This is a genomic window from Streptomyces sp. S.PNR 29, assembly GCF_030386795.1.
Lineage (GTDB): Bacteria > Actinomycetota > Actinomycetes > Streptomycetales > Streptomycetaceae > Streptomyces.
Map to the genome: position 1 here is coordinate 39,897 of NZ_JANUQM010000015.1, position 24,743 is coordinate 64,639.

The 24,743-nt window shown below is 68.9% G+C and carries 17 protein-coding genes and 4 pseudogenes; 11 read left to right on the forward strand and 10 right to left on the reverse strand.

Annotated elements, in window-relative coordinates; all coding sequences use genetic code 11:
- Nucleotides 1–122 precede the first annotated feature (122 nt).
- The gene (gene ppdK / locus NW895_RS33155; protein ID WP_289940407.1) at nt 123–2,810 is read right to left on the reverse strand and encodes a pyruvate, phosphate dikinase; all 2,688 of its coding nucleotides are present in this window, start codon (nt 2,808–2,810) and stop codon (nt 123–125) included.
- Nucleotides 2,811–3,124: 314 nt separating this feature from the next.
- Here ppdK and NW895_RS33160 point away from each other — a divergent pair.
- Both NW895_RS33160 and NW895_RS33165 read left to right on the forward strand, forming a co-directional pair.
- Nucleotides 3,125–3,301 (forward strand): annotated as a pseudogene (locus NW895_RS33160) (universal stress protein); the annotation flags it as partial.
- A gap of 93 nt (nt 3,302–3,394) precedes the next feature.
- Nucleotides 3,395–5,119: a GAF domain-containing sensor histidine kinase gene (locus NW895_RS33165; RefSeq protein WP_289940409.1), complete on the forward strand. Its 1,725-nt coding sequence runs from the start codon at nt 3,395–3,397 to the stop codon at nt 5,117–5,119.
- Between the two features lie 501 nt (nt 5,120–5,620).
- Here the strand turns inward: NW895_RS33165 and NW895_RS33170 are convergent.
- The gene (locus tag NW895_RS33170) at nt 5,621–6,598 is read right to left on the reverse strand and encodes a zinc-binding dehydrogenase (RefSeq protein WP_289940410.1); all 978 of its coding nucleotides are present in this window, start codon (nt 6,596–6,598) and stop codon (nt 5,621–5,623) included.
- 135 nt (nt 6,599–6,733) lie between these two features.
- Between NW895_RS33170 and NW895_RS33175 the strand changes: the two genes are divergently transcribed.
- On the forward strand, nt 6,734–7,075 hold the full coding sequence (locus tag NW895_RS33175) for an ArsR family transcriptional regulator (protein ID WP_289940412.1): 342 nt from the start codon (nt 6,734–6,736) through the stop codon (nt 7,073–7,075).
- Between the two features lie 864 nt (nt 7,076–7,939).
- Here NW895_RS33175 and NW895_RS33180 read toward each other — a convergent pair.
- The gene (locus NW895_RS33180) at nt 7,940–8,434 is read right to left on the reverse strand and encodes a MarR family transcriptional regulator (RefSeq protein WP_289940414.1); all 495 of its coding nucleotides are present in this window, start codon (nt 8,432–8,434) and stop codon (nt 7,940–7,942) included.
- 133 nt (nt 8,435–8,567) lie between these two features.
- Here NW895_RS33180 and NW895_RS33185 point away from each other — a divergent pair, with 133 nt between their 5' ends.
- From NW895_RS33185 to NW895_RS33195, 3 genes are all read left to right on the forward strand, one after another.
- Nucleotides 8,568–9,716, forward strand: a complete 1,149-nt coding sequence (locus NW895_RS33185; RefSeq protein WP_289940417.1) for an ABC transporter substrate-binding protein — start codon at nt 8,568–8,570, stop codon at nt 9,714–9,716.
- Between the two features lie 120 nt (nt 9,717–9,836).
- Entirely contained in the window at nt 9,837–10,511 is a 675-nt protein-coding gene (locus NW895_RS33190) for a hypothetical protein (RefSeq protein ID WP_289940418.1), read from the forward strand.
- Between the two features lie 149 nt (nt 10,512–10,660).
- The gene (locus NW895_RS33195; protein ID WP_289940420.1) at nt 10,661–10,993 is read left to right on the forward strand and encodes a hypothetical protein; all 333 of its coding nucleotides are present in this window, start codon (nt 10,661–10,663) and stop codon (nt 10,991–10,993) included.
- A gap of 89 nt (nt 10,994–11,082) precedes the next feature.
- Here the strand turns inward: NW895_RS33195 and NW895_RS33200 are convergent, their stop codons facing one another.
- From NW895_RS33200 to NW895_RS33215, 4 genes are all read right to left on the reverse strand, one after another.
- Entirely contained in the window at nt 11,083–11,223 is a 141-nt protein-coding gene (locus NW895_RS33200) for a hypothetical protein (RefSeq protein ID WP_289940422.1), read from the reverse strand.
- Entirely contained in the window at nt 11,220–12,173 is a 954-nt protein-coding gene (locus tag NW895_RS33205; RefSeq protein WP_289940423.1) for a glycosyl hydrolase, read from the reverse strand. Before NW895_RS33205 ends, NW895_RS33200 begins: the two co-directional genes overlap by 4 nt.
- A 205-nt stretch (nt 12,174–12,378) precedes the next feature.
- Nucleotides 12,379–13,704: an alpha-L-fucosidase gene (locus NW895_RS33210; RefSeq protein WP_289940424.1), complete on the reverse strand. Its 1,326-nt coding sequence runs from the start codon at nt 13,702–13,704 to the stop codon at nt 12,379–12,381.
- A gap of 261 nt (nt 13,705–13,965) precedes the next feature.
- Entirely contained in the window at nt 13,966–16,767 is a 2,802-nt protein-coding gene (locus tag NW895_RS33215; RefSeq protein WP_289940425.1) for a PDZ domain-containing protein, read from the reverse strand.
- Nucleotides 16,768–17,526: 759 nt separating this feature from the next.
- On the opposite strand from NW895_RS33215, the pseudogene NW895_RS33220 reads away from it, so the two are divergent.
- The 4 genes and pseudogenes from NW895_RS33220 to NW895_RS33235 all read left to right on the forward strand — a co-directional run.
- Nucleotides 17,527–17,625, forward strand: a pseudogene (locus tag NW895_RS33220) (carbohydrate ABC transporter permease); the annotation flags it as partial.
- Between the two features lie 57 nt (nt 17,626–17,682).
- Nucleotides 17,683–19,467, forward strand: a complete 1,785-nt coding sequence (locus tag NW895_RS33225) for a glycosyl hydrolase family 28 protein (protein WP_289940426.1) — start codon at nt 17,683–17,685, stop codon at nt 19,465–19,467.
- A gap of 39 nt (nt 19,468–19,506) precedes the next feature.
- Nucleotides 19,507–19,842, forward strand: a pseudogene (locus NW895_RS33230) (alginate lyase family protein); the annotation flags it as partial.
- A gap of 418 nt (nt 19,843–20,260) precedes the next feature.
- Nucleotides 20,261–21,100 (forward strand): annotated as a pseudogene (locus NW895_RS33235) (alginate lyase family protein); the annotation flags it as partial.
- A 511-nt stretch (nt 21,101–21,611) separates the two neighbouring features.
- Here the strand turns inward: NW895_RS33235 and NW895_RS33240 are convergent.
- Genes NW895_RS33240 through NW895_RS33250 form a run of 3 tightly spaced genes read right to left on the reverse strand, consistent with a single transcriptional unit; the run spans nt 21,612 to nt 23,869 of the window.
- Nucleotides 21,612–22,319, reverse strand: a complete 708-nt coding sequence (locus NW895_RS33240) for a phenylalanine--tRNA ligase beta subunit-related protein (protein ID WP_289940427.1) — start codon at nt 22,317–22,319, stop codon at nt 21,612–21,614.
- A 43-nt stretch (nt 22,320–22,362) separates the two neighbouring features.
- Nucleotides 22,363–23,010: an FMN-binding negative transcriptional regulator gene (locus NW895_RS33245; RefSeq protein WP_289940428.1), complete on the reverse strand. Its 648-nt coding sequence runs from the start codon at nt 23,008–23,010 to the stop codon at nt 22,363–22,365.
- A 22-nt stretch (nt 23,011–23,032) separates the two neighbouring features.
- Entirely contained in the window at nt 23,033–23,869 is an 837-nt protein-coding gene (locus NW895_RS33250; protein WP_289940429.1) for an EamA family transporter, read from the reverse strand.
- A 118-nt stretch (nt 23,870–23,987) separates the two neighbouring features.
- On the opposite strand from NW895_RS33250, the gene NW895_RS33255 reads away from it, so the two are divergent.
- Nucleotides 23,988–24,572 carry an XRE family transcriptional regulator gene (locus NW895_RS33255; protein ID WP_289940430.1) on the forward strand — a complete coding sequence of 195 codons (585 nt, stop codon included), beginning with the start codon at nt 23,988–23,990 and terminating at the stop codon, nt 24,570–24,572.
- Nucleotides 24,573–24,743 lie beyond the last annotated feature (171 nt).

Consider the following 24,743-nt stretch of genomic DNA (forward strand, 5'->3'; position numbering starts at 1 on the left):
CCGGGTTCTCGCCGATTCCGGCGATGGCGATGGTCTCCCACCGAACTGCCGCTCTTTGTCACGTCGGCCGGGCGCGAGCCGGGGCAGCACCGCTGGGTCCAGGGGCGGGGCCTGGATTCTCGTCACCGGCTGTCGCTCACCTCGGTCCCCGACAGCGCGGCCCGTCCGGCCTCCAGGCGGGCCACCGGGACGCGGAACGGCGAGCAGGAGACGTAGTCAAGTCCCGCACCGTGGAAGAAGTGCACCGAGTCGGGGTCGCCGCCGTGTTCCCCGCAGACTCCGATCTTCAGCTCCGGCCGCGTCGCGCGGCCCTCGGCGACGGCGATCCGGACCAGTCGGCCCACGCCCTCCCGGTCGAGGGTCTCGAACGGTGAGGTGGCGAAGATGCCCTGGTCCAGGTAGGCGGAGAAGAACTCGGCCTCGACGTCGTCGCGGGAGAAGCCCCAGGTGGTCTGGGTGAGGTCGTTCGTGCCGAAGGAGAAGAACTCCGCCTGCTCGGCGATCCGGGCCGCCGTGAGTGCGGCGCGGGGCAGCTCGATCATGGTGCCGACCGGGCATGTGACGGGAATACCGGTCTCCGCGGAGACCTCGGACAGCACCCGTTGCACCTCGTCGCGCTCGATCCGCAGTTCCTCGACGGCGCCGACCAGCGGCACCATGATCTCGGCCTGGGGGAAGCCTCCGGCCCTCGTGCGTTCGACCACGGCTTCGGCGATGGCCCGCACCTGCATGGCGACCAGACCCGGCACCACCAGGCCGAGACGAACACCCCGCAGGCCGAGCATCGGGTTCTCCTCGTGCAGGCGGCTCACCGCGTCGAGCAACTCGGCATCGTGCGGGTCCGGAAGACCGCCACGGGCCTCGGCGGTGGCGGTCCGCACGGCGAGTTCCGTGCGGTCGGGCAGGAACTCGTGCAGCGGCGGGTCCAGGAGGCGGATGGTGACCGGCAGGCCGTCCATCGCCTTCAGAATGCCGATGAAGTCCTGCCGTTGCAGGGGGAGCAGTGCGTCCAGCGCACGCCGGCGCGTGGTGTCGTCGGAGGCGAGGATCATTTCCTCGACCAGCTTGCGGCGCTCGCCGAGGAACATGTGCTCGGTGCGGCACAGACCGATGCCCTGCGCGCCGAACCGTCGGGCGCGCGCGGCGTCCTCCGGGGTGTCCGCGTTGGCCCGCACCTCCAACCGCCGTGCCCCGTCGGCCTGTTCCAGGACGCGGGCGACCGCGGTCACCACGCCCTCCGACCGCTCACCGGTCTCCAGGTACCGCATGACCTCGGAGTCGACCAGCGGGGCAGCGCCCGGGTACACGGCACCTGCGGAGCCGTCCACCGAGATGACCGAGCCCTCCTCGACGACAGTGCCGTCGCGGGTCGTGAACCGCCGCCGCTCGCTGTCCACGGTGAGCTCCTCGGCGCCGCACACGCAGACCTTGCCCATGCCGCGGGCCACCACGGCAGCGTGGCTGGTCTTGCCGCCGCGGCTGGTCAGTACCGCCTGGGCGGCGACCATGCCCGGCAGGTCGTCGGGGGTGGTCTCCTGGCGTACGAGGATCACCCTCTCGCCGGCCGCGGCGCGCCGTACGGCCGTGGCGGAGTCGAAGACGGCGGAGCCGACCGCGGCGCCCGGCGAGGCGGGCAGGCCGTGGGCGAGCGCCTCACCGGTGGCCGAGGCGTCGAAGCGGGGGAACATCAGCCGGGCCAGTCCCTCCCCACTCACCCGTGCCAACGCCTCGTCCGCGGTGATGAGCTGCTCGTCGGCCAGCTCCGCGGCGATGGTGAACGCGGCTTCGGCGGTGCGCTTTCCCACTCGGGTCTGCAGCATCCACAGGGTGCCGCGCTCGATGGTGAACTCGATGTCGCACAGGTCCCGGTAGTGGTTCTCCAGGGTGCGCATGTGGGTGAGCAGCTGCCGGTACGACCGTGTGTCGAGGCGTTCCAGTGCGGCCAGGGGCACGGTGTTGCGGATGCCGGCGACGACGTCCTCGCCCTGGGCGTTGGGCAGGTAGTCGCCGTACAGGCCGGGGCGTCCGGTGGCCGGGTCGCGGGTGAAGGCGACGCCGCTGCCGGAGTCGGAGCCGAGGTTGCCGTAGACCATGCGCTGGACGGTGACGGCGGTGCCCAGGTCGTCCGGGATGTGCTCGCGTCTGCGGTACAGGCGGGCGCGGTCGCCGTTCCATGACTGGAAGACCGCGAGGATGGCCCGGCGCAGCTGCTCGGCGGGCGACTGGGGGAAGTACTCGCCGGTCTCGTCGTGAATCAGGTTCTTGTACGTCTCCACCAGCTGGGCGAGATCGCCGGCGTCCAGGTGTACGTCGTCCGGGACGCCCCGGAAGTCCTTCAGCAGCGTGATGGCCTGCTCGAACAGCGCGGAGTCGACCCCCATGACCGTACTGCCGAACATCTGGACCAGGCGGCGGTAGGAGTCCCAGGCGAACCGCTCGTTGCCGGACACCTTCGCCAGCCCCAGCACGGAGTCGTCGTTCAGGCCGATGTCCAGGACCGTTTCCATCATCCCGGGCATGGAGAACCGTGCCCCGGAGCGCACGGACAGCAGCAGCGGATCGTCGGGCTGACCCACACGGCGCCCGGCGGACTCCTCCAGCGCGGCCAGGTGGCGGGAGACCTCCCGGGACAGCCCCTCGGGCTCGGCACCAGTGGCCAGGAAGGCCCGGCATGCCTCGGTGGTGATGATGAAACCGGGCGGCACAGGCAGACCCAGCCGGGTCATCTCGGCCAGGTTCGCTCCCTTGCCGCCGAGCAGGTCGGCCATGTCACGGCCGCCCTGGTGGAAGTCGTACACGTAACGGACCATGGTGTCGCGCTCCTCAGCCTCATAGGGCGGTTCTGTGGCCGTTCCAGCGTCGAACGGGTACCCGCCTGGAGGGAGGTGCCGGATGTCCCGGCCGGTGGGCCGGTCGGCCCTCGGCCACCCAGTACCTCGCCCGTCAGGCCCGCCGACGGGAATCGGGCTCGGCGGGCCCTGGCCGTTACGCTCTGAAGCGGGAAGGATCCCGTATGGGGAGCTGACAGCCCATGGCGGGCTGACAACGGCGCATGACGCATGATCCCGGCGCATGACCAGACGTATGGCGAGGAGTGCTCGGTGGCGGACAGCGAGCAGCCGATCGCACCGCCGAGGGCCCCGCCCGTAAGATCCTGCTCGACGCGTCGGCCACCGCCGACCTGATGGTTGTCGGCGCCCGACGCCACAAGGGCGCCTTCGGACTCCGGCTCGGCCGCGTCGCCCACCCTCTGCTGCACCACTCCGCCTGCCCGGTCGCCGTCGTACCCGGCACCGTCTGATCCTGTACCGTCCCCTGCGGTGGGCCGTACCGTGGCACATGACCGGTCACGGTCGGTTGTCGGCGCGCTGGATGGGGACCTGGAGGATCACGGGTGGGAAGTTCCGAGGAGCCTCGGGAGGCCCGCGTACAGCTGCCCCAGCTGAGGCTGGACGAGCTGCTGGAGGAGCTGCAGGCCCGTCTGGACGCGGCCCGCGGCACCCGGGACCGCGTGCACAGCCTGCTGGAGGCGGTCCTCTCGGTCGGCCGGGAGCTTGACCTCGGACAGGCGCTGCGCAGCATCGTGGAGGCCGCGGCTGTGCTCGTGGACGCCGAGTACGCCGCCCTGGGTGTGATCGGTCCGGACGGCAAGCGGCTGTCGGACTTCCTCACCGTGGGCATCAGCGACGAGCAGATCGTCCAGATCGGCAACTACCCGGAGGGCCACGGCATCCTCGGTGAACTCATCCGCCACCCGGAGCCGCTGCGGCTGACGAAGCTCTCCGAGCATCCCGCTTCGTACGGCTTCCCGCCCCACCACCCGCCGATGAACACCTTCCTGGGCGTTCCGATCCGGGTGCGTGACCAGGTCTTCGGCAACCTCTACCTGACCGAGAAGCGGGGTGGGCAGCAGTTCGACGACGAGGACGAGTCGGTGCTGTCGACGCTGGCCGTGGCGGCCGGTGTGGCGATCGACAACGCCCGTCTGTACGAGGAATCCCGGCTGCGCGAGCGCTGGCTGCGGGCGAGTGCCGAGATCACGCACAGCCTGATGTCCGGCAGCGATCGCAGCGAGGTGCTGCAGCTGATCGCCGATCGGGCCCGGGAGATCATCGGTGCGGCCCTGGCCGTGGTCGCGTTGCCGATGCCCGACACCGACTCGCTCACGGTGGAGCTGGCCATCGGACAGCAGGCGGAGGCGCACCGCGGACTGGTACTGCCCGTGAACGGCAGCCTGATCGGCCAGGCCTTCTCCGACGTGGCTCCCGTCTCCACCCCGGACATTTCCCGCGACGAGCGCGTGGCGACGGACCGGCAGCGCTTCATCGGCCTCGGTCCGGCCGTGGCCGTGCCCATCGGCTCCGGCGACGGACTGCGCGGCGTGGTGCTGCTCGTCAGGGAGGCGGGCCGGAAGGTGTTCGCGGAGCAGGAGACCGAACCACTGCAGGGCTTCGCGGCACAGGCCGCGGTGGCGATGGAACTGGCCGAACGCCGCCGGGACGCGGAACAGATCGCGGTACTCCAGGACCGCGACCGGATCGCAAGGGACCTGCACGATCTGGCGATCCAGCGACTGTTCGCCACCGGTATGACGCTGCAGAGCGCCGGCCGCTTCATCGAGCACGCGGAGGCCTCGGAGCGCGTGGTGCGGGCGATCGACGACCTGGACGAGACCATCAAGATCATCAGGTCCACGATCTTCGGGCTCCGGTCGCGCGACGAGGCCGCCGGACCCGGCCTGCGGGCACGGGCGGTACGCGTGGTCGGCGAGACCGCTCCGGTGCTGGGATTCGCCCCCAGCCTGCGGATGGAGGGGTTGCTGGACACCCACGTGCCCAAGGAGATCGCCGACCATGTGGTGGCCGTCCTCTCCGAGGCCCTGACCAATGTCGCCCGGCACGCGCGGGCCAACCGTGCCGAGGTGGTGCTGGAGACCGACGGGCGCGAAGTGCGGCTGGAGGTCTCCGACGACGGCGTGGGCATCCCGGCCGAGGGCCGACGCAGCGGCCTGCGCAACATGGCGGAACGGGCACAGCAGTTGGGCGGGAACCTGGAGTGGACCAGCCCGGCCACCGGCGGCACCGTCCTGCGCTGGCGGGTGCCGGTGACGGGCCAGTAGCCGCACCGCCTCAGCGCCGACAGGTGCTTCCGCCCTGGTCGGCGGGGCGGACTCCGGCGGCGCGCTCGCGCTCCGCCGTGCGCAGCAGCGGTCCGGGCACTGTCGTCAGTTCCTCCCAGGGGCCGCGCCGGCGATGCGGCCGTGGCCGGTCCCCGGGGCCACCGCCCCGGGCGGCCAGTTCCAGCACCGTGCGTGTATGGCTGGACCGGGACGGCGACCTCACCGGTCCACCGATGAGCGGGCTCAACGACGACCACCGGCCGGTTCGTGGGCGGTATGGCCGCGATCGGCGTGGGCGCCGGGTTCTACGCGGGCTACACGAAGATGCTCGTGCGCCTGCGGTACGGCCCCAGGGCCCGGGCACACCGCGCGGCCCGGTGTCGGAACATCCTGTGTGACCACGTCGAGGGCGCAGCCCACGCCGCGGTATCCGCACGTGGTGCGCGTCCGGGCCTGAGCCGGGTGGAACGCCGAGGTGATTTGCTGCCGGAGCCGTTCCGCTCAGTCGGCGATCCGCAGCAGCAACTTGCCCGTTGACCCGCGCCCGCCCATGAGCCGGTGGGCCTCGGCCGCGTCCCGCAGGGGGAACTCCGCGGTGACCGGAAGGCGCACGGTGCCGTCGGTGACGGTCCGGAAGGCGCGCTCGGCGAGCGATCGCAGTGCGTCGGGCGCCGACTGCGCGAGTGCCAGAATCGAGAAGCCCCCGACGGAACGGCCCTGTGCGTAGAGTTCGGGCTGCCCGACGTGCCACGGCTCCGCCCCGCTCGCGTTGCCGAAGGACACCAGGCGTCCGAAGACGGCCAGCGTGTCGAGGCCCTGGCGCAAGGTGTCGCCGCCGACCGGGTCGAGGATCAGGTCGACGCCCCTGCCGCCGGTGGCGCGGCGGACGCCGTCGGAGAAGGTGTCGGTGGTGAACACCTCGTCGTAGCCGTGCTTGAGGGCATGATCGGCCTTGGCCGTGGAGGAGACCACGCCGTACACCGCACCGGCGCCCCCCGCCCGGGCGAGCTGCCCGGCGACCGTGCCGATGCCTCCCGCGGCGCCGTGCACCAGCACACTCTCTCCGGCCCGGAGCCGCCCCACCTCGTGGAGCAGGGCGTGCGCGGTCGGCAGTACGGTGGGCAGCGTGGCGGCGGTCCGCAGATCCAGGCCCTCGGGAAGCGGGAAGACGGTGGCGGTCTCGGCGACCACGACTTCCGCGTAGGCGCCGCTGTTGACGAGGGCGGCGACCTCCTGCCCCGGTGCCAGCCCCTCGACGTCGCGGCCGACGGCCCGGATCCGTCCGGAGACCTCCAGACCCGGGCGGAAGGGCAGCGAGTCCACCCGGTATCCCTCCGCGCGCGCCTTGAGGTCCGCGAAGTTCACGCCCACGTATGCGGCGTCGATGGTCACCTGGCCAGGCCCGGGCTGGGGGGTTTCGGCCTTCACGAGCTGCAGCACCTCGGGATCGCCGTACTCCTGGAACTCGACTGCACGCATGGCGGAACGCACCCTTCAACAAGGTGTTCAATGGAAAGCGAACACTGGCACTGTAAGATGCTCATCGAACACTAAGCAAGCGGCTGGAGCACTCCCCGGGGTGCCCCAGCGGGATGTGCGCGGCAGGAGAGGGGTATGTCGAACCAGGTGGGGAGCAGTCACCGTGCGGCCCCGGTGCACACGGACCCCGAGGACGTCTCCGTGCTGACAGCACTGTCCGCGCTCGCCGATCCTGTGCGCATCCAGCTGATCCGCGAGTTGGCGGGCTCCGCCGAGTGGACGCGCAGCTGTGGCAGCTTCGACGTGCCGGTCGGCAAAGCCGCTCTCAGCCACCACTTCTCGGTACTGCGCGGTGCCGGGCTGGTCGAGCAGCGCGACGAGGGACCCAGGCGGGTCAACCGACTGCGCCGCGAGGAGTTCGACGCGCGCTTCCCCGGGCTGCTGGACCTGCTCCTCCGTACCGACGACATCGACTGAACAGGCCGATGGCATCAACTGAATAGTCGGTACGTGGCAGCCCGGCCAGTCAGAAGTCGCACGCCTGCGCCGGTGATTCCACCCTCATCATTGCGCCCGGCCGCGCCTCGCGCAGCGGCCTGGGCCTGACGCGTTCTACCACGCGCTCGTCCTGGTGGTCTGCGGAATGCTCTCCGATACCGTCATCAGCGGGCAGGTGGATCATGCCCTCGGCTATACCCACAACGACCTGGGCCCGCTGTGCCGGCATCGCGCGCTGATCCGGGCGACTCCGGTGCAGGCCCTCGCCATCAGCAGCACCCTCATGGTCGGCCTGTCCCCGCTGATGGGGACCCTGGTCACCGTGTGGCGCCACCACCCCCATCGAGGCGCTGCCCGGTTTCTGCCGCCTCCTGGCGGAGTTCAAGCCGCTGCGGCAGATCACCGGCGCCGTCCACCCGGTCCTCCACTACGACGCCCAGACCGACGCCGGTCTGACCCGGAGCTGGGCGATGATGGCCGCTGAAGGTTCGGGGCCTGGATGCCCACGCTCTCCAGCACGCTGCCGCGCGCGGTGACGCCCTGCGGGGTCATCCATGCCGGGCGGGCCCGGTTGACGGTGTCGGCCAGCGGGAGCGCGAGTCGTTGGTCGGCGGCGCTGTCCTGGACGAAGCCCAGGTCTTTGATGAGGTAGCGGGCCGGGCCGGAGGGGGCGAAGTCGTTCTCGGCGAGGTGGTGGCGCTTCCGGGCGAGGACTTCGGAGCAGGCCAGGCCGCAACCTCGGCCGGGGGGAGAGAGAACACCAGATCTTGCCTACGTGGCCGCCGAGCTCAACAGCCGTCCCGCAAGGTCTTTTGACGGAAGACGGCTAGGTTCTCACGCCTGTCAGCGGCGCCAGGGCAATCCGGTGGTGGCGGGGCCGTGCGGGTCGGTGAGGGCGTTGAGGATGGTTTCGCAGATTTCGGCGAAGCAGCGGGTCTGCTCGGCGGTGAGGTGATCGAAGACCGCGGCACGGACGGTGCTGACGTGGCCGGGTGCGGTCCGTTCCAGGGCGGCCACGCCCTCATTCGTCAGGACGGCGAACTGGCTGCGCTTGTCGGTCGGGCAGTCCTCGCGGCGCACCCAGCCCTCCTCCTCCAGTCGGCGGACCATGTGGGTGAGCCGGCTGCGGGAGATCTTCAGCTGTTCGGCGATGTCCGTCATGCGTAGACGCCTGCCGGGGGCCTCGGAGAGGCGGACCATCACTGCGTAGTACAGCTGGGGGACGCCCATCGTACTTCTGAGCTGCTGATCGATGGTGTCTTCCAGAAGGGCGCTGGCGTTGCAGTAGGCGCGCCAGGCGTGCTGCTCTTCGGCGTTCAGCCAGCGGGTCTCCTTCATGCGGGCGACCGTAGCGCTACTTCAACTTTTAAGCAACTTCTCGCCAAGTGCTTGAAGTTTTGAGTTTCTCGCTCTAGCTTGAGCCGTGACGAAAGTGCTCAAAAGTTGAAGTAACTGAATCCCGGGAGCTGTCATGACCCCCATGCGCAAGACCCTGATCGGAGCCCTCACGCTCAGCGTGCTGGCGGGCGGCGCCACCGTCGCTCTCGCCGACTCCGCCTCCAGCGGCGCCGACAGCACGAGCACCGCACAGTCGAGCGAGCAGGCTGAGCTGCAGAAGCTGTACCAGCAGGCGCTGGCGGAGGGCGGCACCCTGACCGTCTATGCCGGCGGCGACACGCCTTACCAGGCCGACTACCTCCGTGACGCCTTCCTCAAGAAGTTCCCGAAGATCAAGTTCAATATGGTCACGGACCTCAGCAAGTACCACGACGCCCGCATCGACAACCAGATCGCCACAGGCAGAGTCGTCGCGGACGTCGTCCAGCTGCAGACCCTCGACGACTTCCCGCGCTGGAAGAAGGAAGGCGCGCTGGCGAAGTACAAGCCGGTCGGCTGGGACAAGGTCTACAACCAGATCAAGGACGCGGACGGCTACTACACCGGCGCGATGTTCTTCGGCTTCGCCAACGTCACCGCAACCAGCCTCGGCAGCAACGCGCCCGTCGAGGCGAAGGACTTCCTCAAGCCCGAGTTCAAGAACAAGCTCGTCTTCACCTACCCCAATGACGACGACGCCGTCCTCTACTACTTCAAGCAGCTCACCGACAAGTACGGCTTCGACTACCTGAAGAAGCTCATGGCCCAGCAGCCGAAGTTCGTCCGCGGCACCCAGGCCGCCGCCGACACGGTCGGCACCGACGGCTACGTGGCCAACTTCGGCAGCGCCGGCAGCTTCTCCGGCCTGTCCACCGCGAGCATCCCCCGGCACAGCCCCTGGGTCACCTGGCCCCAGACTGCCGCCATCCTCAAGAAGGCCCCGCACAAGGCCACCGCCAAGCTCTACCTGAGCTGGCTGCTGTCCAAGGACGCCCAGCAGAACTCCATCTTCACCTGGAGCGCCCGCAACGACGTCGCCGCACCCGCCGGCCGCAAGGGCATCTTCGACTACAAGAACACGAACCCGCTCGGCCTCGGCACGTTCATGAGCAACCGCGCCGCCCTGGACCGCTACAAGGCGCTGATCACCCTCTACGTCGGCGACGTCAAGGGCGTCGACCCCTCCGACCCCAACGGCGTCCTCGGCCTGTACCCCATCAACCGCGACGGCACACAAGGCTGATGCGCTCTCGGCTTCGATTCGAAGCCGCACCCCACGCGTCCTCGCATCAGACGTGATGCACAGGGCAACGGCCTGGGCCAGGTCGGCCCTGCTCGACCTGGCTTTTCGAGTGAACTGGAGATGGACATGGAATCGTTGAACCGGCGGACTCTCCTCGGTGCCGCTGCTGCTGGTGTGCCGCTGGCTGTGGCCCCTGCACTGGTGGCGCCCGCTTCGGCGTCGCCTCAGTGGCCGCGTTCCGGCGGCAGGTACGAGCTGGAGAAGGACAACTGCATCCACTTCCACATGGTCGACTTCGTCGCCTGGAACAACCGTAAGTTCGACATGCAGGCCTACTACCACGCATCGGATGTCTACGTGGAGATGGGCGGTGCGGCGACCACCACCGTCGACGAACACATCGCCGCCATGAAGGACATCCTGGTCGACAACCCCGACGCCCGGATACTCCAGCACTACCCGCAGGTGGCCCAGGGCGAGTGGACGGCGGTCGTCGGCCACTACGTCCCCGGCGATTTCCGCCTCTGCACCTTCGCCCGCCACCACAAGGGGCAGATAGTGGAGGAATACCTCTTCATGCGAGAGCTGGCAGAGGGAGAGCCCGACCCGTACGCCGATGAGAAGCCCTTCGTCACCATCACCAGCCCCGACAGCAAGCTGCTTCAAGTCGCAGCCGACGTTCGTCCCGGCTGGAGCGCTGTCATCCGCGGCAATGAACTGGGCAAGCGATCGGCCACCTTCACCAGACGGGAGGGTGGCGAGGTGGTTGAACAGCTCCGGTTCGCGGCGGTCTAGCACGCGCCCGGAGTGGTTCGCCCGCGGCTGCCGAACCTCAGAGCACGACGTCATGGTGGTGCCTGTCGATGGGCCGGTCGAGCGAGTAGTCCGCGGCGTCGGCGCCAGACCCCGCGACGCCGGGATGATCCAAGCGACAGGGCCTAGGGGTGCTCGACAAGGGCGGCGACCTGCCCTCCGACCCCACCAGCGGCACCGACGAGCACGTCGACCTCACCGAGCCCGGCACCTACGAGGTCTACGTCGTCCAGTACGCCCTCCCGAAGGGCGTCATTAGCCAGCCCTACACCCTGCACACCTGGCAGACCGGCAAGGACACCAGGCCGGACCGGCCGGTCACCGTCACCCCGGCCGAGCAGCGGGTGAGCGCGGGCGTCCACCGTAGCCTCCGCGAGGGGGATCGACGCTTGGCCCCGGGCAACGCGCAGCGAGCGGATGCGTGCCCGGTCCGCACACCCGTGGGGACGGGGCGGGTGCAGTGAACGGCCCGGCCGCGGAATCACCGACGCCACAGGAGTCCGCGGCCGGGTCTCCTCTCCGATCCTCGTACATGACTGCGGCAGCCTCCAACTCAAGTGGTGGGCTCGGGTTGTGCCGGGCTGAGGTAGGACACAGCGGTCTGTCCGGCGTGCGGGGCGAGCGGGCCTTGCAGTTCGTCGGCCGCGACCTTGCAGAGGTCGCCGTCCCGGCCGGCCTGGAGGCCCAGTGTCATCGGTCAGGTCCGTCGAGAGGGAGGACGGGGGCCGCGAGGGTTTCGTCGCGATCGCACACGAGGGTGTCTCCGCTCACCCGGAGGCGGGCGACATGGACCGAACTCCGGCGGTCCTCGCGGCTGGTGTGGGGTCCGGGGTGCTCGTCGGAGCGCCCGGGGTGCGTGAAGTAGAAGATGAACGCGCCGAGTTCGCTGGTGACGACATCAGCGTGGTAGCCGTATCCTCCGTCGTCCGGGCCCTGCCCGGGGCGATCGAGGATGAGTCCTCGCGGTTCCCATGTCTCCAGGTCCGTCGAGTGGAGTACCCGCTGTCCGTGCCACTCATCGATGATCATCCAGTGGCTACCGCCGAACTCGAAGACGTTCGGACCTTCGTGCGTCGAGATCTCCACGGAGGGCCCCCGGACGGTCCACTGGGCCAGATCGTCGCTGTCAGCCGCGTAGGTGTGCGACTGATCGGCCTCGTCCTTGTACCACATGCGGTAGCCCCCCGTGGGCAGACGCAGGACGCAGGCGTCGATCACTCTGTCGGACGAGAGCGACAGGGTGGAACGGTAAGTCCATGAGAAGAGGTCGTGGCTCGTGTAGTGGCGGATCACACGTGCGTGGCCGTCCCACTGGGTGGGAACACCGCGGATCACGCTGACGTACATGTGGTACTGGGTTCCGTCGTCGATGATCTCGGGGGCCCAGTAGGTATGCCGCCCGGGCTCGATGTTCAGCCCTTCGGCGATTCCCCGGTACAGCCACGTGGCTCCGCCGTCCGCGGAGGACGCGATCCCGATGTCCGTCCCGTGCACCCAGCTCACGTCGTTCATGGGGGGCGCGTCGGCACGGCGGTTGGTGTAGAACATCCACCATGCGCGGGCGTGCCGGTTCCAGATGAGAGTGGGGTCGGCCGCGCCGTCGTGGATGGGGTCGCGGAACAGAGGTCGGGCAATGGGGGTCATCGGTTCTTCCCAGGCGTGAGCGTGATGGTGGCCTTGGCCGTGGTCGGCAGGCCCATGGACGGCGGGTACGTCGGAGTGGTCAGCCCTTTCGTCCGCGCCGAACACCAGCTCGCCGCCAGGGCCGAAGGCGAGGTGGCGAGGACGGGCAAGGATCAGCTTCGCCCTGCGAGGATCCCTCCCGCTCCTCGAGCGGCTCGGTGGGCGGTCACCGGAGGGCGAAGCGGATGGCGACGGGTAGCGCCGTACCAAGGCCGCCAGTCGTGACGTGGACGCCGACCGGGGCGGCTTCCGCCTCGACGGGATGACCGTCCAGGCGTTCCGCCGTAGCCGGATCCAGCAGTCCCTGCCGCGTCTTCAGGACGACACGTCCGCCTGCCACGTCAGGGATGTCGGCCACGAAGGCGTAGGCGTGGTGTTCGTCGCGGGTCCAACGGACCCACGGAGCGCCGTCCTGCGGCTCGACGTCACCCGGATGCAACGGCCGCGTCGCGTGCACGGCGCCGGTATGGCATGCCATCCAGGACGCCATGCCCTCCAGAACGGCGCGTTGCTCCGGCGGGAGTGTGCCGTCGGCCTTCGGGCCGACGTTGAGCAGCAGGTTCCCGCCGCGAGAGACGACGTCGACCAGCAGCCGGACTGCGCCCGCCGGATCCAGCAGGTGCTCGGGTCCTTCCGTTTGGTTGTAGCCGAAGGAGAAACCGATGCCCCGGCAGTTCTCCCAGCAGGCGGCCCGCTCGTTGGCCCGGCCCGCCTCGTACTCGGTGGTCAGGTAGTCGGCGTGAGCGCTGTCCCAGCGGTCGTTCACCACGCCTTCCGGCACGGTGGCGTAGTAGTGGGAGAAGAGCTCCGGGAGGTCGGGGCGGCCCGCTCGGGGCCAGCCGATGTCGTTCCACAGCACGTCCGGGCGATGGCGGTCGATCAGGTCGAGGACCTGCCGGTACGCGTAGGCGGCGTAAGCGGCCTCGTGAGGCCGTCCCTCGTCCATCCGGTCCTCGTGGAGAATGGGATCCCGTCGGCCGGCATACCAGTCGATGCCGCCGGAGTAGTACACGCCGAACCGCAGGTCGCGGGCCCGGACGGCGGCGGCGAGGTCGGCGATCAGGTCGCGGCGCGGACCACAGTGGACGGTGTTGCGGGTGCCGGTGCCCGGCGCCTCCCACAGGGCTATTCCGTCGTGGTGCTTGGTCGTGGGAACGACGTAGCGCGCACCCGCCCGGGCGAACAGGTCCACCCAGTCCGCGGGGTCGAAGAGCTCGGCCTTCCACGCGTCGAGGAACTCGTCATAGGGGCGTCCGCCGTGAACGGTGCGATGGTGTTCCTGGGCGGGGCTGCCCTCGATCTGGATGGTGTTCCAGTACCACTCTGCGTACGGGTTGTGCTTGAACCACACGTCGGGGTCGACGACGCCGAGCTCGCCGGTGGGCTCGGCCCACGCCGGCACCGAGTACGCGCCCCAGTGGAGAAAGATGCCGAACTTGGCGTCGGTGAACCACGTGGGGACCGGCCGACCGCTCTGAGGGAAGTCGTTCACGCTGCAAGCTCCGGATACATCGGATTGATTTCGCGAGAGAACCGTAGATGTTCGAGAGGTAAAGCGCCAGATTGCGACAGTCTTCCCAGATAGGTAGGAGGTCTAGTCGTGCACTTCCTGTACCTCTTGGCCTCGCCCGTCCGGCTGACGGTCCTGATGTCGCAGTATCGGAGGAACCGCATGCCCCAGCCGGCGCCCCGGCTTTCGAGCCGCGGAGTACGAACCCGTCCCGTCGTGTGCCGGGTGCAGACGCCGCTCGGTCTAACCGCGTATGCGGAAGCCGTCCAGCGTCGCGTATTTGCCGCTGAGCTTGACCAATTGCACGGTGTGCTCACCGGCCGTCAGCCCCTCGACGGAGAAGATCACCTGCTGCACCTGGCGCGTGGGGGAGGTGGTGTCGACGACGCCCTGGGAGGTGGCGTCCACGAAGATCTCCACGTTGCCCTGGTCGGAGTACTTCTCGCCGAGGACCTCGATGCCCGTGCCGTGGAAGGTCAGGGACGCGGAAGCGCCATTGCCGGTGGTGTAGTGGACGTCGTCGGCCAGGTCACCGAGGCCGCGGCCCGCGGAGAGACCCCAGGTGCCGGTGAACGCTGTGCCTGCCGTGTTGTTGACGGTCTCGACCCCGGTCGGCTTGTGCACGGTGAGGGTGGCGGCAGCCTGGTTGCGCCAGAGTGTCAGCTTGATCTCCGAACCGGCGGGGAGCTTGGTGTACGGGCGCCAGAAGCTGTTCCGGTCGGTGACCTTCGTGCCGTTGATCTCCTGGATGACGTCGTTGGTGCGCAGTCCCTGTTGGTAGGCGTACGAGTCTCCGGGGACGGTGCGCAGCACCAGGCCGTCGTAGTCGGTCAGTCCCGTCGAGGACTTGACCTCTTCCGAGTAGACCATGGTCACGGGCGCGCCCCACAGTGGCTCGGCGAGTGCTTCGTACGGGTCGATCGGGGCGGCGGCCTGCCACGTGAGCGGCGGCGGCGTGGGTGTGCCCGGTGTGCCGAAGTTGTCCATGGGGACGTTGCGGAATCCCAGGGCGAGCGCGGGGGAGTCGTCCGTGACGGTGTAGTCCAGGTTCTTCGGGTCGGTGAAGGGGTTGGAGCCGCTGAACTCCGGGTCGGCGACGACCGAGTTGACGTCGAGCCCCTGGGCACGCCAGGAGTCGCTGATGTCACGGACGGGTTTGCCGTCCGCCCAGAAGAGGTTCTTGTCGATGACCGGCCTGGACTTGGCCATGTCGACGCCGATCAGGCTGTACGGCTCGCCGGTGACGAAGACGTTCGTCTCGATCACGTCGCTGCTCTCCGCGTACCAGACGTGGAAGTGGGCGCCCCCGTTGACGAAGATGTTGTTGCGGACGGTGCGGTAGAAGCCTTCGCGTAGTTTGACACCGCCGTTGAGCAGCAGGTTGTCCTCGATGAGGTAGTTGGATGAGCCGTCGTCGAGGTCGATGTCCCACGCGGAGTGGTGCCGGATCCGGTTGTGCCGGATGACGATGGTCTCGATCACGTCCAGCTTGGCGTACCTCTTCTTCGTCGCGTCGTCGGCGTCCAGCGGCCAGAAGCGGTCGCGGCCCCAGGAGTTGAACGGGCCGTGGTCCGAGGTCTCCTTGACGGCGTTGAAGATGGAGTTGTCCTCGATCAGGTGACCGCCCCAGGTGCCGTCGTTGATGTTGACGCAGGCACGGGGGCCGTCGTGCATGGTGTTGCCCTTGACGGTGATGCGGCTGCTCATCGAGATATGCACATTCGAGGTCTGCTTCTCGAACTGCCCGTTGTCGTGCATGTGGTTGTCGCTGACGGTGATCTCGCGCGGGTAGTTCTCGGACTGCGGACCAGGTGTGGTGTCGTCGATGGTCTTGCGGAAGGCGTCCCAGGTGGACGGCTCGCGCACCGCGTCGGGGCGGCCGACGATCGCGACGTCGGAGGCGCCGGAGTGGCTGAACTCGTTCCGGGCGACGGTGTTGCGGCGGTTGTACCCGTCCATGAAGACCGCGTTGCCGCCGAGCTGGTCGAAGAGAGAGCCCTCCACGGTGATGTACTCGGTGTTCCGCAGGTAGACGGCGCCGGTGCGGGCGATCGCCCAGTCACCCAACTGGAGCTTCTCGTAAGGCGTGTTGAAGAGGGTGCGATGGGTCTGGGTGAAGGTGAACCCGGAGAAGGCCAGGTGCGCGACCGGCTTGCCGGGGCCTTCGCCCTCGACGTGGATCAGCTCGTTCAGTTCGGCGGTCTCGATCCGGGCCGAGGCCAGGTCGGTGCCCTCGGGCGGGTAGAAGTAGAGCTGTCCGGCATCCTTGTCGTAGAACCACTCTCCAGGGGTGTCGAGCTCCTCGAAAACGTTCTCCACCATGCGGTGGGTGCGGTGCATTCCGCTACCGCGGTTGTTGTCGCCGACCCATTCCAGCTGCGGGGTGCCGTCCTCGTTCACTCCGGTGATCTTGTAGCTGTTCCCACCCCACTCTCCCTGGTGGAGGGCACGGACCAGGCCGGTGGCCGGGTTTCGCCAGGTGGCCACGCGCGCGGGGGATATGGCGTCGGCGGCGGTGCCGCCGAGGACCTGGGCCTTGGGGTCGTAGCTGGGATAGCGGGCGAGTGTCTGGCGCTCACCGTTCAGGAACAGCCCGTCGAAGTCGAGGCCGGTGCCGATGTCGGCCACCATGATGCCGCCCCGGTACTCCTGCCATGTCGGCCTGAGCAGCCGGCCGCCGCTGAGTACCACCGTCTCGCCCGGCGCGGCCTCGTAGGAGACCGGAGCCCCGGCCGTGCCGGAGTCCTCGACACCGAACGTGAGGGTCTTCTTCAGGTGGTAGGTGCCGCTGTGCACCACGACCTTCACCGGTCCCGCCTCGGTGCGGGCGGCGACCCGTGCCCTCTCCTGGGCGGCCTGCAAGGTGAGCAGCGGCCGCGCGGAGGTGCCGGGGGCCCGGTCGCTGCCACGGGGGGAGACGTGGATGCTGACACCGGGTGCGGCGGCGGTCCCGGCCGCGGCCGCTGTGCGCGGCAGGGCGGCACTCGAGAGCAGGGCGGCCGCCGCGGTGACCACAGGCCGCCGGGGGATTCTCGGGGACGTCATGGGGCTCCTTGGGAACGCAAGGTCAGCCATCGGATGTATGGGCGAATGAGCGACCGGATCGATCGTCGACTGCAGCGGAACGCTAGGAATTCATCCGATCACTGTCAAGGAGTTTGGCGGAGGAACCGAAACGACAGCCGGTCGGGTGTGCTCTGCCGGCCCAACGGCGCCCTGGAGCCGTTCAAGACACCGGTCAGTACCCGCTCCGCCGAGATGCCCGGTGCCGTCCGTGTGGTGGATGAGGGTCGCAATCCACGCCGAATCCAGAAGGCCCTCACCCTGGCAAGTTCCCGTTGCCAACGGGTCGAGACAGCACACCTGGGCGCAGGCCTCTTGACTGATCCGGCGCGATGATGTCAGCGTTCTGTAGCGCTACAAGAAACCGGTTACTGGCCGATTCCAGCGCCTCGAAGACGAGACAGTCATGGTCAGGGAATGCCGCACCCCCCTGCTCGCGACCTCCCAACCAAGCGCCCCCTGCACCTCAGCACACTATTCGATCAAGTCGACATCACCGTTGGTCTGAGCCGCTCGGGGCCCACTTGAGCTACACCACCCCGGTGGCATCAACCGCGCCAAGGTCAAGGTGGCCGCGCGTGCCGAGCCCTGGCGCCCCCGATCAACCCATCGTCCACGCCACGCCTGAGCAGGAGTACGTGGCGTGATCAACACCGACGAGAAGGGGGACCGGCTTCTGGATGCCGAAGAAGGCCCGCAACGAGGAGGCGGCCGGCGGGTCTCCGAGTCAATGACTGGATCGCGGCGGGCGCCGTGATGTACGTCGTCCCGAGCCTGCCGATGTTTCTCGTCGCCCAGCGCGGTCCCGTCGCCGGGATGGCCACCTCCGGTCTCAAGTGACCACCCCGCTTTCCACGCGTGTCTCTCATCTCCCCCTTATAGCTAAGGAACTGCTCCATGAACGACACCCAGGGCACCGGCCTGACCCGGCGCACCGTTCTCCAGGCTGCGGGTGCCGCCGCGGCCGCCTACTCCCTGATCGGCACCGCGGCCGGCACCGCGCTCGCGGACGACACCCCCGCGTCGGACAACAAGCTGGTGGTGTACCCCATCCCCAGCGGCGTCCCCACCAATGCGAGTTACTCCGTCAAGGCCCGTACGCCGGGCGGCGACTGGCAGACGGTGCCCGTCTACCGCGCCAGAGCGAAGCAGATCGATCCGAACACGGGCAGTGGTCCGGTGTTCAACTCCTCCGTGGCCATGTTCGACTTCCAGGGCACCGTGGAGGTCGCCGCCACGTCCGCCAAGGGCACGATCGGCACCGCGCGGATCCGCCCCCTGTCGTACGGCACCCAGTTCACAGTGGACGGCGCCACGATCAGCTTCACCCTCACCGAGCCGCGCAACCTCTCCATCGAGGTCGACGGGGACATCTTCAACAACCTGCAGCTGCACGCCAACCCGATCGAGACGTACGTCCCCGACCCTGGGGACGAGGACATCATCTACTTCGGCCCCGGCCTGCACAGGACCGCGAACAACGTACTGACCGTGCCCAGCGGCAAGACGGTCTACCTGGCCGGCGGCGCGGTGCTGACGTCGCGGGTGGCGTTCCAGAACGTGGAGAACGCCCGGCTGCGGGGTCGCGGTGTGCTGTACAACTCCCCGAGCGGCGTGCTGGTCGAATACTCGAAGAACATAGAGATCGACGGCGTGACGGTACTCAACCCCAGCAGCGGCTACGCGATCAACGTGGGCCGGTCCCAGCAGGTCACCATCCACAACTTCCACGCCTACAGCCACGGCCAGTGGGGCGACGGCATCGACATCTTCTGCAGCGAGGACATCCTGATCGACAACGTCTGGATGCGCAACGCCGACGACTGCATCGCGATCTACGCCCACCGCTGGGACTACTACGGCGACTGCCGCAACATCACCGTCCGCGACTCCACCCTCTGGGCGGACGTCGCGCACCCGGTCAACGTCGGCACGCACGGCAACACCGACAACCCGGAGACCATCGAGAACCTCGTCTTCAGCAACATCGACATCCTCGACCACCGCGAACCGCAGATGAACTACCAGGGCTGCATCGCGCTCAACCCCGGCGACAGCAACCTGGTGCGCAACGTCCGCGCCCAGGACATCCGGGTGGAGGACTTCCGCTGGGGCCAGCTGATCAACATGCGGGTCATGTTCAACAAGTCGTACAACACCTCCATCGGCCGGGGCATCGACGGCGTGTACATCAAGAACCTGTCGTACAACGGCACGCACGCCAACCCGGCGATCATGGTCGGCTACGACGCGGACCACGCCATCAAGAACGTCACCTTCCAGAACCTGGTCATCAACGGCAAGTTCATCGGCAACGGGATGAAGAAGCCCGGCTGGTACACGTTCTGGGACATGATGCCCGCGTACGCCAACGAGCACGTGCTGAACGCGCGGTTCCTGAACTCCACCGACGCCACGTCCACGAACGCGCCCCAGATCACCAGCCCCGACCAGGCCGCGGGCACCAAGAACCAGGTCTTCAACTACCTGATCACGGCCAGCGAGCTGCCGACGTCGTTCAGCGCGGACGGGCTGCCGAAGGGGCTGGACATCGACACGGGCACCGGTCTGATCTCCGGTGTCATGAGGGACAACGTCGGCTCCTTCGACGTCACCGTGTCGGCCGCCAACAGCGTCGGCACCGCGACCCAGACCGTCACGCTCACCGTTCAGTACCCGTGATGCGGCACCACTGATCCAGAAGCCACCCAGTGACCCCCCGTGCTTCCCCTCAGCAGACGTTCGTTCCTCGGCGCATGCGGGGCTCGTAGTCGCTGCCGGAGGCGGCCTGCTGTCCGCCTCCCCCTCGGCTGCCTGGGCCCAGGACGACACCACCAGGCTCCGGGCTTTCACCCACCCCGGGCTGCCGGCCAGATCACCACTTGGGTCCGCGGCCCCACCAACTTCCAGAACCAGGCCGTCGCCGACTCGGCCGCCGCCTACCAGCTGGCCCTCATGTGGTGCATCACCGGCAACCGGGTCTACGCCGACAAGGCCCGCGACATCCTCAACGCCTGGTCGGCCTCCCTTACGGCCATCTCGGGTGCCGACGGTCCACCTTCACGGGCAACGCGGCAGTCAACGCCCCCTGCCTGCTGCGGCTGAAGCGCACCGGGACACACTTCGCCGCTTCCGCCTCGACCGACGAGGGCGTCAGCCGGCCCCCCTCGCTGTGGGAGACATCCCCGGCTTCGGTGACGCCCCTAGGCCGTGTCCGCAAAGTCCCTCCTGCCCCGCGACGCCTGGCACGCACTCTCGCCGCACCGGGCGCAGACCCAAGTACGTCCAGTACGAGGGGCTGCACCCGGCACGCCGAGAGCACGCACCAGACGCCGCAGGGCCCGCCCTCCGGGCGGACGGAGGGACTTTGCGGACACGACCTAGTACGTGGGCCTCGTGGTCTGCTCCCGCAACCCCCTGGCCCGCAGCACCACCGAGTTCGACGAGGTGAGCATCACCCCCATGTAATCCTCCACACGCCCTGCGCTGGAAGGTCGGCGGTACCACGGCCAACGCCGATTGTGCGGCCCGCATCTGCAACGCCTGGGCGAACACCCTCACATCCATCCAGGGCACCGCTGACCGGTGGCTCGCATCGGGGATCTACGGCTGGCAGTTCGCCAATGCGGGGGAGCTGTTGCGCGGCTATCCGGGATTCGACCTGAACAAGTTCAAGCAGATGCTGCTGAACGTGTTCTACCCGATGCAACGACTTCCTGGTCCGCCACAACGGCGCCTGCATCACCAACTACTGGGCGAACTGGGACCTGTGCACCATGGCCTCGATCATGGCCATCGGGATCCTGTGCGACGACGGCGCCAAGTTCGACCAGGCCGTCAACTACTTCCAGACTGGCGCGGGCAACGGTTCCATCCAGCACGCGGTGCCGTTCCTGCACACCGACGTCGACGGCTTCGACCTCGGCCAGTGGCAGGAGTCCGGCCGCGACCAGGGCCACTGCATGATGGGCATGGGCCAGATGGGCGCCCTCTGCGAGATGGCCTGGAACCAGGGCGTCGACCTGTACAGCTACGACAGCAGGAGGTTCTTCAAGGCGGCCCAGTACGTCGCCAGGTACAACATCGGCCTCGACGTGCCGTACACCACCTACACCTGGGGCAGCGGCACGACCTGCACCCAGTACTCGCAGACGGTGATCAGCTCCAACTCCCGCGGCCAGGTTCGCCCCGTATGGGCCATGATCCACTTCCACACTACAACCTCGTCGGGACCGAGGGCGGAGGAGGTGACTACGGCTCCACCAGTGGCGGCTACGACCAACTCGGCTTCGGCACGCTGATGTACACCAAGTAGCCCCTGGGCGGCCCCCGCGCTCCCCCGCGGGGGTCGCCCCCGAGCCACCGATCACTCACGCCACGCCCACGCAGGAGTACCTACGCACCCGATGCGACCACGGCCCCGGCCCTCCGCAACGTCCCGCCCCGTTCCTTCACCGTCCTGCGCCCCCGTACCGCAAGCGACCGGTGACGGCAGTGACGACGACGTGGTCCCCTGCGCGGAGGTGTGTGAAGAACACGGCGTGCAAAGCCGTCACGCCGCCGGCCAGTACGACCGCGTCCTCTTGGCCGCGTCGAGCCGAACGGATCCTCGGGCAGGGTGCAGGAGTTCGCCGTGACGATCGGTGTACGGATCGCGCCCGTGCCGACGTCAGCCTGGTTCCCGCAGTGCACCGCCTGGGTTTGGAACGCGAGCGTGGCCGGATCATACTTGTCGGGCCCGGAGGGCCGAGTGCTCGCATTCGGCATGGCATTCCCTCGAATCCCTGCGGTCGATTGTGTTGCTGGTAGGTGAGGCCTCTCGGGTCTCAGGTGGTGACCTGGGGTTGTGCGGGGCTGACGAAGTGCACGGCGGTCTGTTCGGCGTGGGGGGCGAGCAGACCCTGCAGTTCGTGGGCCGCGACTTCGAGCAGGTCGCCGTCCCGCGCGGCCTGGAGGGTCTCGAGGACGAAGACGACGTGGGTGGAGTCCTCGGTGACGCGGGTGCGGTGGGCGTCGCGGTGGTTCCAGTGGCGGGTGAGGACGCCGGTGGTGTCCGCGTAGATGATTTCGCCGGCCTTGGGGTTCTCGACGGCGTCGGGTTCGCCGAGCGGGGTGAAGGACTCGGTGCCGTCCGCGTGGCGGATGTCGACGTCACCGGTGACGTGGTCGAGGTCGAAGGCGCCGGCGGGCAGACCGTGGCGGACGGAGACGGCGTTGTAGGAGTCGACGGCCGGGTTGATGCGCGGCAGCGCTCCCTTCTTGGCGAGGCGGCGGCCGAGCGCGTCGACGCTGGGGCGGATGCGGCGGGGGTTGGTGCCGAAGGAGCGGTAGGCGGTGTGCCACGCCTCGATGCGGGGGTCGGTCTCGTCGGCGGGGCGCCAGATCCCGTCGGCGAGCTGTTGCTCCAGCTCCTCCAGGGCGGCGGTCGTGCGGGGCCAGGGTTCGCGGCCGCGCAGGCCGGTGGCGGTGACCAGGGCGATGAGGGCGTCGGGGAAGGCGTCTGCGACGGTGGGGGAGAGGCGGAAGGCGGGCATGGGCGGGGTTTCCGTTTCCTGCGTCGGGGCGGGGCTGGGGAGATCAGGGTTGCCAGGGGCCGATGCGGTCCAGGCGGCGGCGTTGCTGGCGCGCGGTGGGCACGTCCAGGCTCTGGTTGCGCTCGGTGAGGTGGTCGGCCACGGCGGCGCGGTGCTCGACGGGCTTGTGGTCGTCGTACTTGAACTTGGACCGTACGTCGGTGACCTCCAGGCGCAGGCCGCGGATGCCGGGCAGCATGCGGCCGTAGGGAGGCTGGTCGACGGCCACGGGGGCGTGGTCGCCCTCGGGCTGGAAGTGGGCGAGCTGCCGGCGTAGCAACTCGGCCTTGGCCTCTGGGTCGTCGACGATGGCGGCGCGGCAGGTGAACTGGACGGCCGCGTAGTAGCTGGTGGGGACGCCGTCGGTGGGCGGGGTGCCGGTCTTGGCGCGCCACGGGCCGGGGATGAAGGCGTAGTCGCCGATGACGGTGAAGATGACGTTCGGGTCGTGCGCGATCGCCTTCCAGGCCGGGTTGGGCCGGGCGAGATGGATCAGGAGGTGCTGTCCGTCGTAGGTGAAGTGGGTGGGGACGACGATGGGCGGGTGTCCGGGGAGGCCGTTGACGCTCAGCTGCCCGAAGTCGTGGCCGTCGGCGATCCAGGTCTGCCATTCGGCTTCGTCCAGGCCGGCGTCCCAGGGCTGAACCAGCATGCCGTACTCCTTGGTCGGGGGCTCAGGTCAGGGCGAGGAGGCTGACGGCCGCGGCGGCGGTGCCCAGGCCGACGAGCTGGCCGCGGTGGATGCGTTCGGCGAGCACGCCGCGGGCGAGCAGGACCGTCCCGGCCGGGTAGAGGGCGGTGATCACGGCGACGACGGCGAGGTCCCCGCTGCGGGCGGCGAGCAGGAACAGCAGGTTTGCCACGGAGTCCAGCGCGCCCGCGGCCGCCGACATCGCGTACGCGGGACGCTCGGGGCCCAGCCTGCGGTGCATCAGTCCCGCCGCGGTCAGGGTGACAGCCGAGGAGACGGCCCGGCCGATGATCAGCGGGGCCACTCCGCTGTCGGACGGCGCCTGGTGCAGGAAGATCAGCTGAAGGGCGATGGCGGCGCCCGCCCCGAAGGCCAGCAGCAGTGCCGTACGTGACGGGCGTGCCGAGCCCGCGCCGTGTCCGGCGCTGACCAGGACCACCGCCACCAGCGCGAGCGGCAGACCCACCAGGCCAGTGGCTGCCAGGTGTTCGCCCTGCACCAGACCCACACCGATGGGCAGCGCTGCGGACACCAGCGCGGTCACGGGCGACAGCACGTTCATCGGACCGATCGCCAGGGTGCGGTACAACAGGGCGAACGCGGCGGCCGAGGCGACCCCCGACGCGGCACCCCAGGCCAGGGTCGCAGAGCTGAACGAGGCACCGAGCACCGGCCACAGCAGCAGCTCGACCACGAGACTGGCCGGGGCCGCGATCATCACGGTCCGCAGCACATGAGCCTTACGGGCGCCAAGGCCGCCGAGGAAGTCGGCGCATCCGTAGGCGAGTGAGCTGCCCAGGGCCAGCAGCAGAGCGATCACGACACATCCCTTACCATTCACTGTAACGACCCGACCGTACAACAGAACGACCGATTGAAGTCAAACCGAATGACCGGACGGTTCATTGGAATGGCCCGCCGTGGAGGATGGTGATCAGGTGGCCGAGACAGCCACAGCCCTGCGGACGGTCGCGCACAACGTCCGGGCGGCCCGCATCCGCGCGGGCCTGTCCCTGGAGGAACTCAGCCGGCGTGCCCAGGTCAGCAAGGGCGCGCTCGTGGGACTGGAGAAGGCCCAGGGCAACCCCAACCTGGCCACCTTGGTGCGGCTGGCCGACACCCTCGGTATTTCGGTGTCCGCCCTGATGCAGGGACCGTCCGAAGGGCGTGTCCGTGTCGTGTCCGCCGACGCCGTGGCACCCCTGTGGACCGGGGAGCGGGGCAGCGAGGCCCGGCTCATGCTGACGACCTCAGGCCCGGCCCCGGTCGAAGTCTGGCGCTGGCAACTGGAGCCGGGTGAGGAATATCCCAGCCACCCCCACCAGGCCGGAGTCGTGGAAACCGTCAGCGTCACCTCCGGCCGGATGACCTTGGTCGTCGACGGCACCGAACACACCCTCGACGCCGGGCAGACCGCCACGTTCGACGGCGACACCTCTCACACCTACCGCGGCGCGGGCACGGAGACCTGCCACCTGATCATGACGGTTCACCTGCCGCCCGGTCCCGCTGCCACAGCCTGACCTGACCAGCGCACCACGGATCACAGGGCCGCGGCCACCGCCGGGAGAAGGCGCCACAGTCGAGTGCGGTGCGTGGGCTCGGGGAGGGCCCGGTCGGTGACGAAGGCGAACGCGACGCCGGACTCCGGGTGGGCGAAGGCCAGGTGTCCGCCGAGGCCGTCGTGGCCGAAC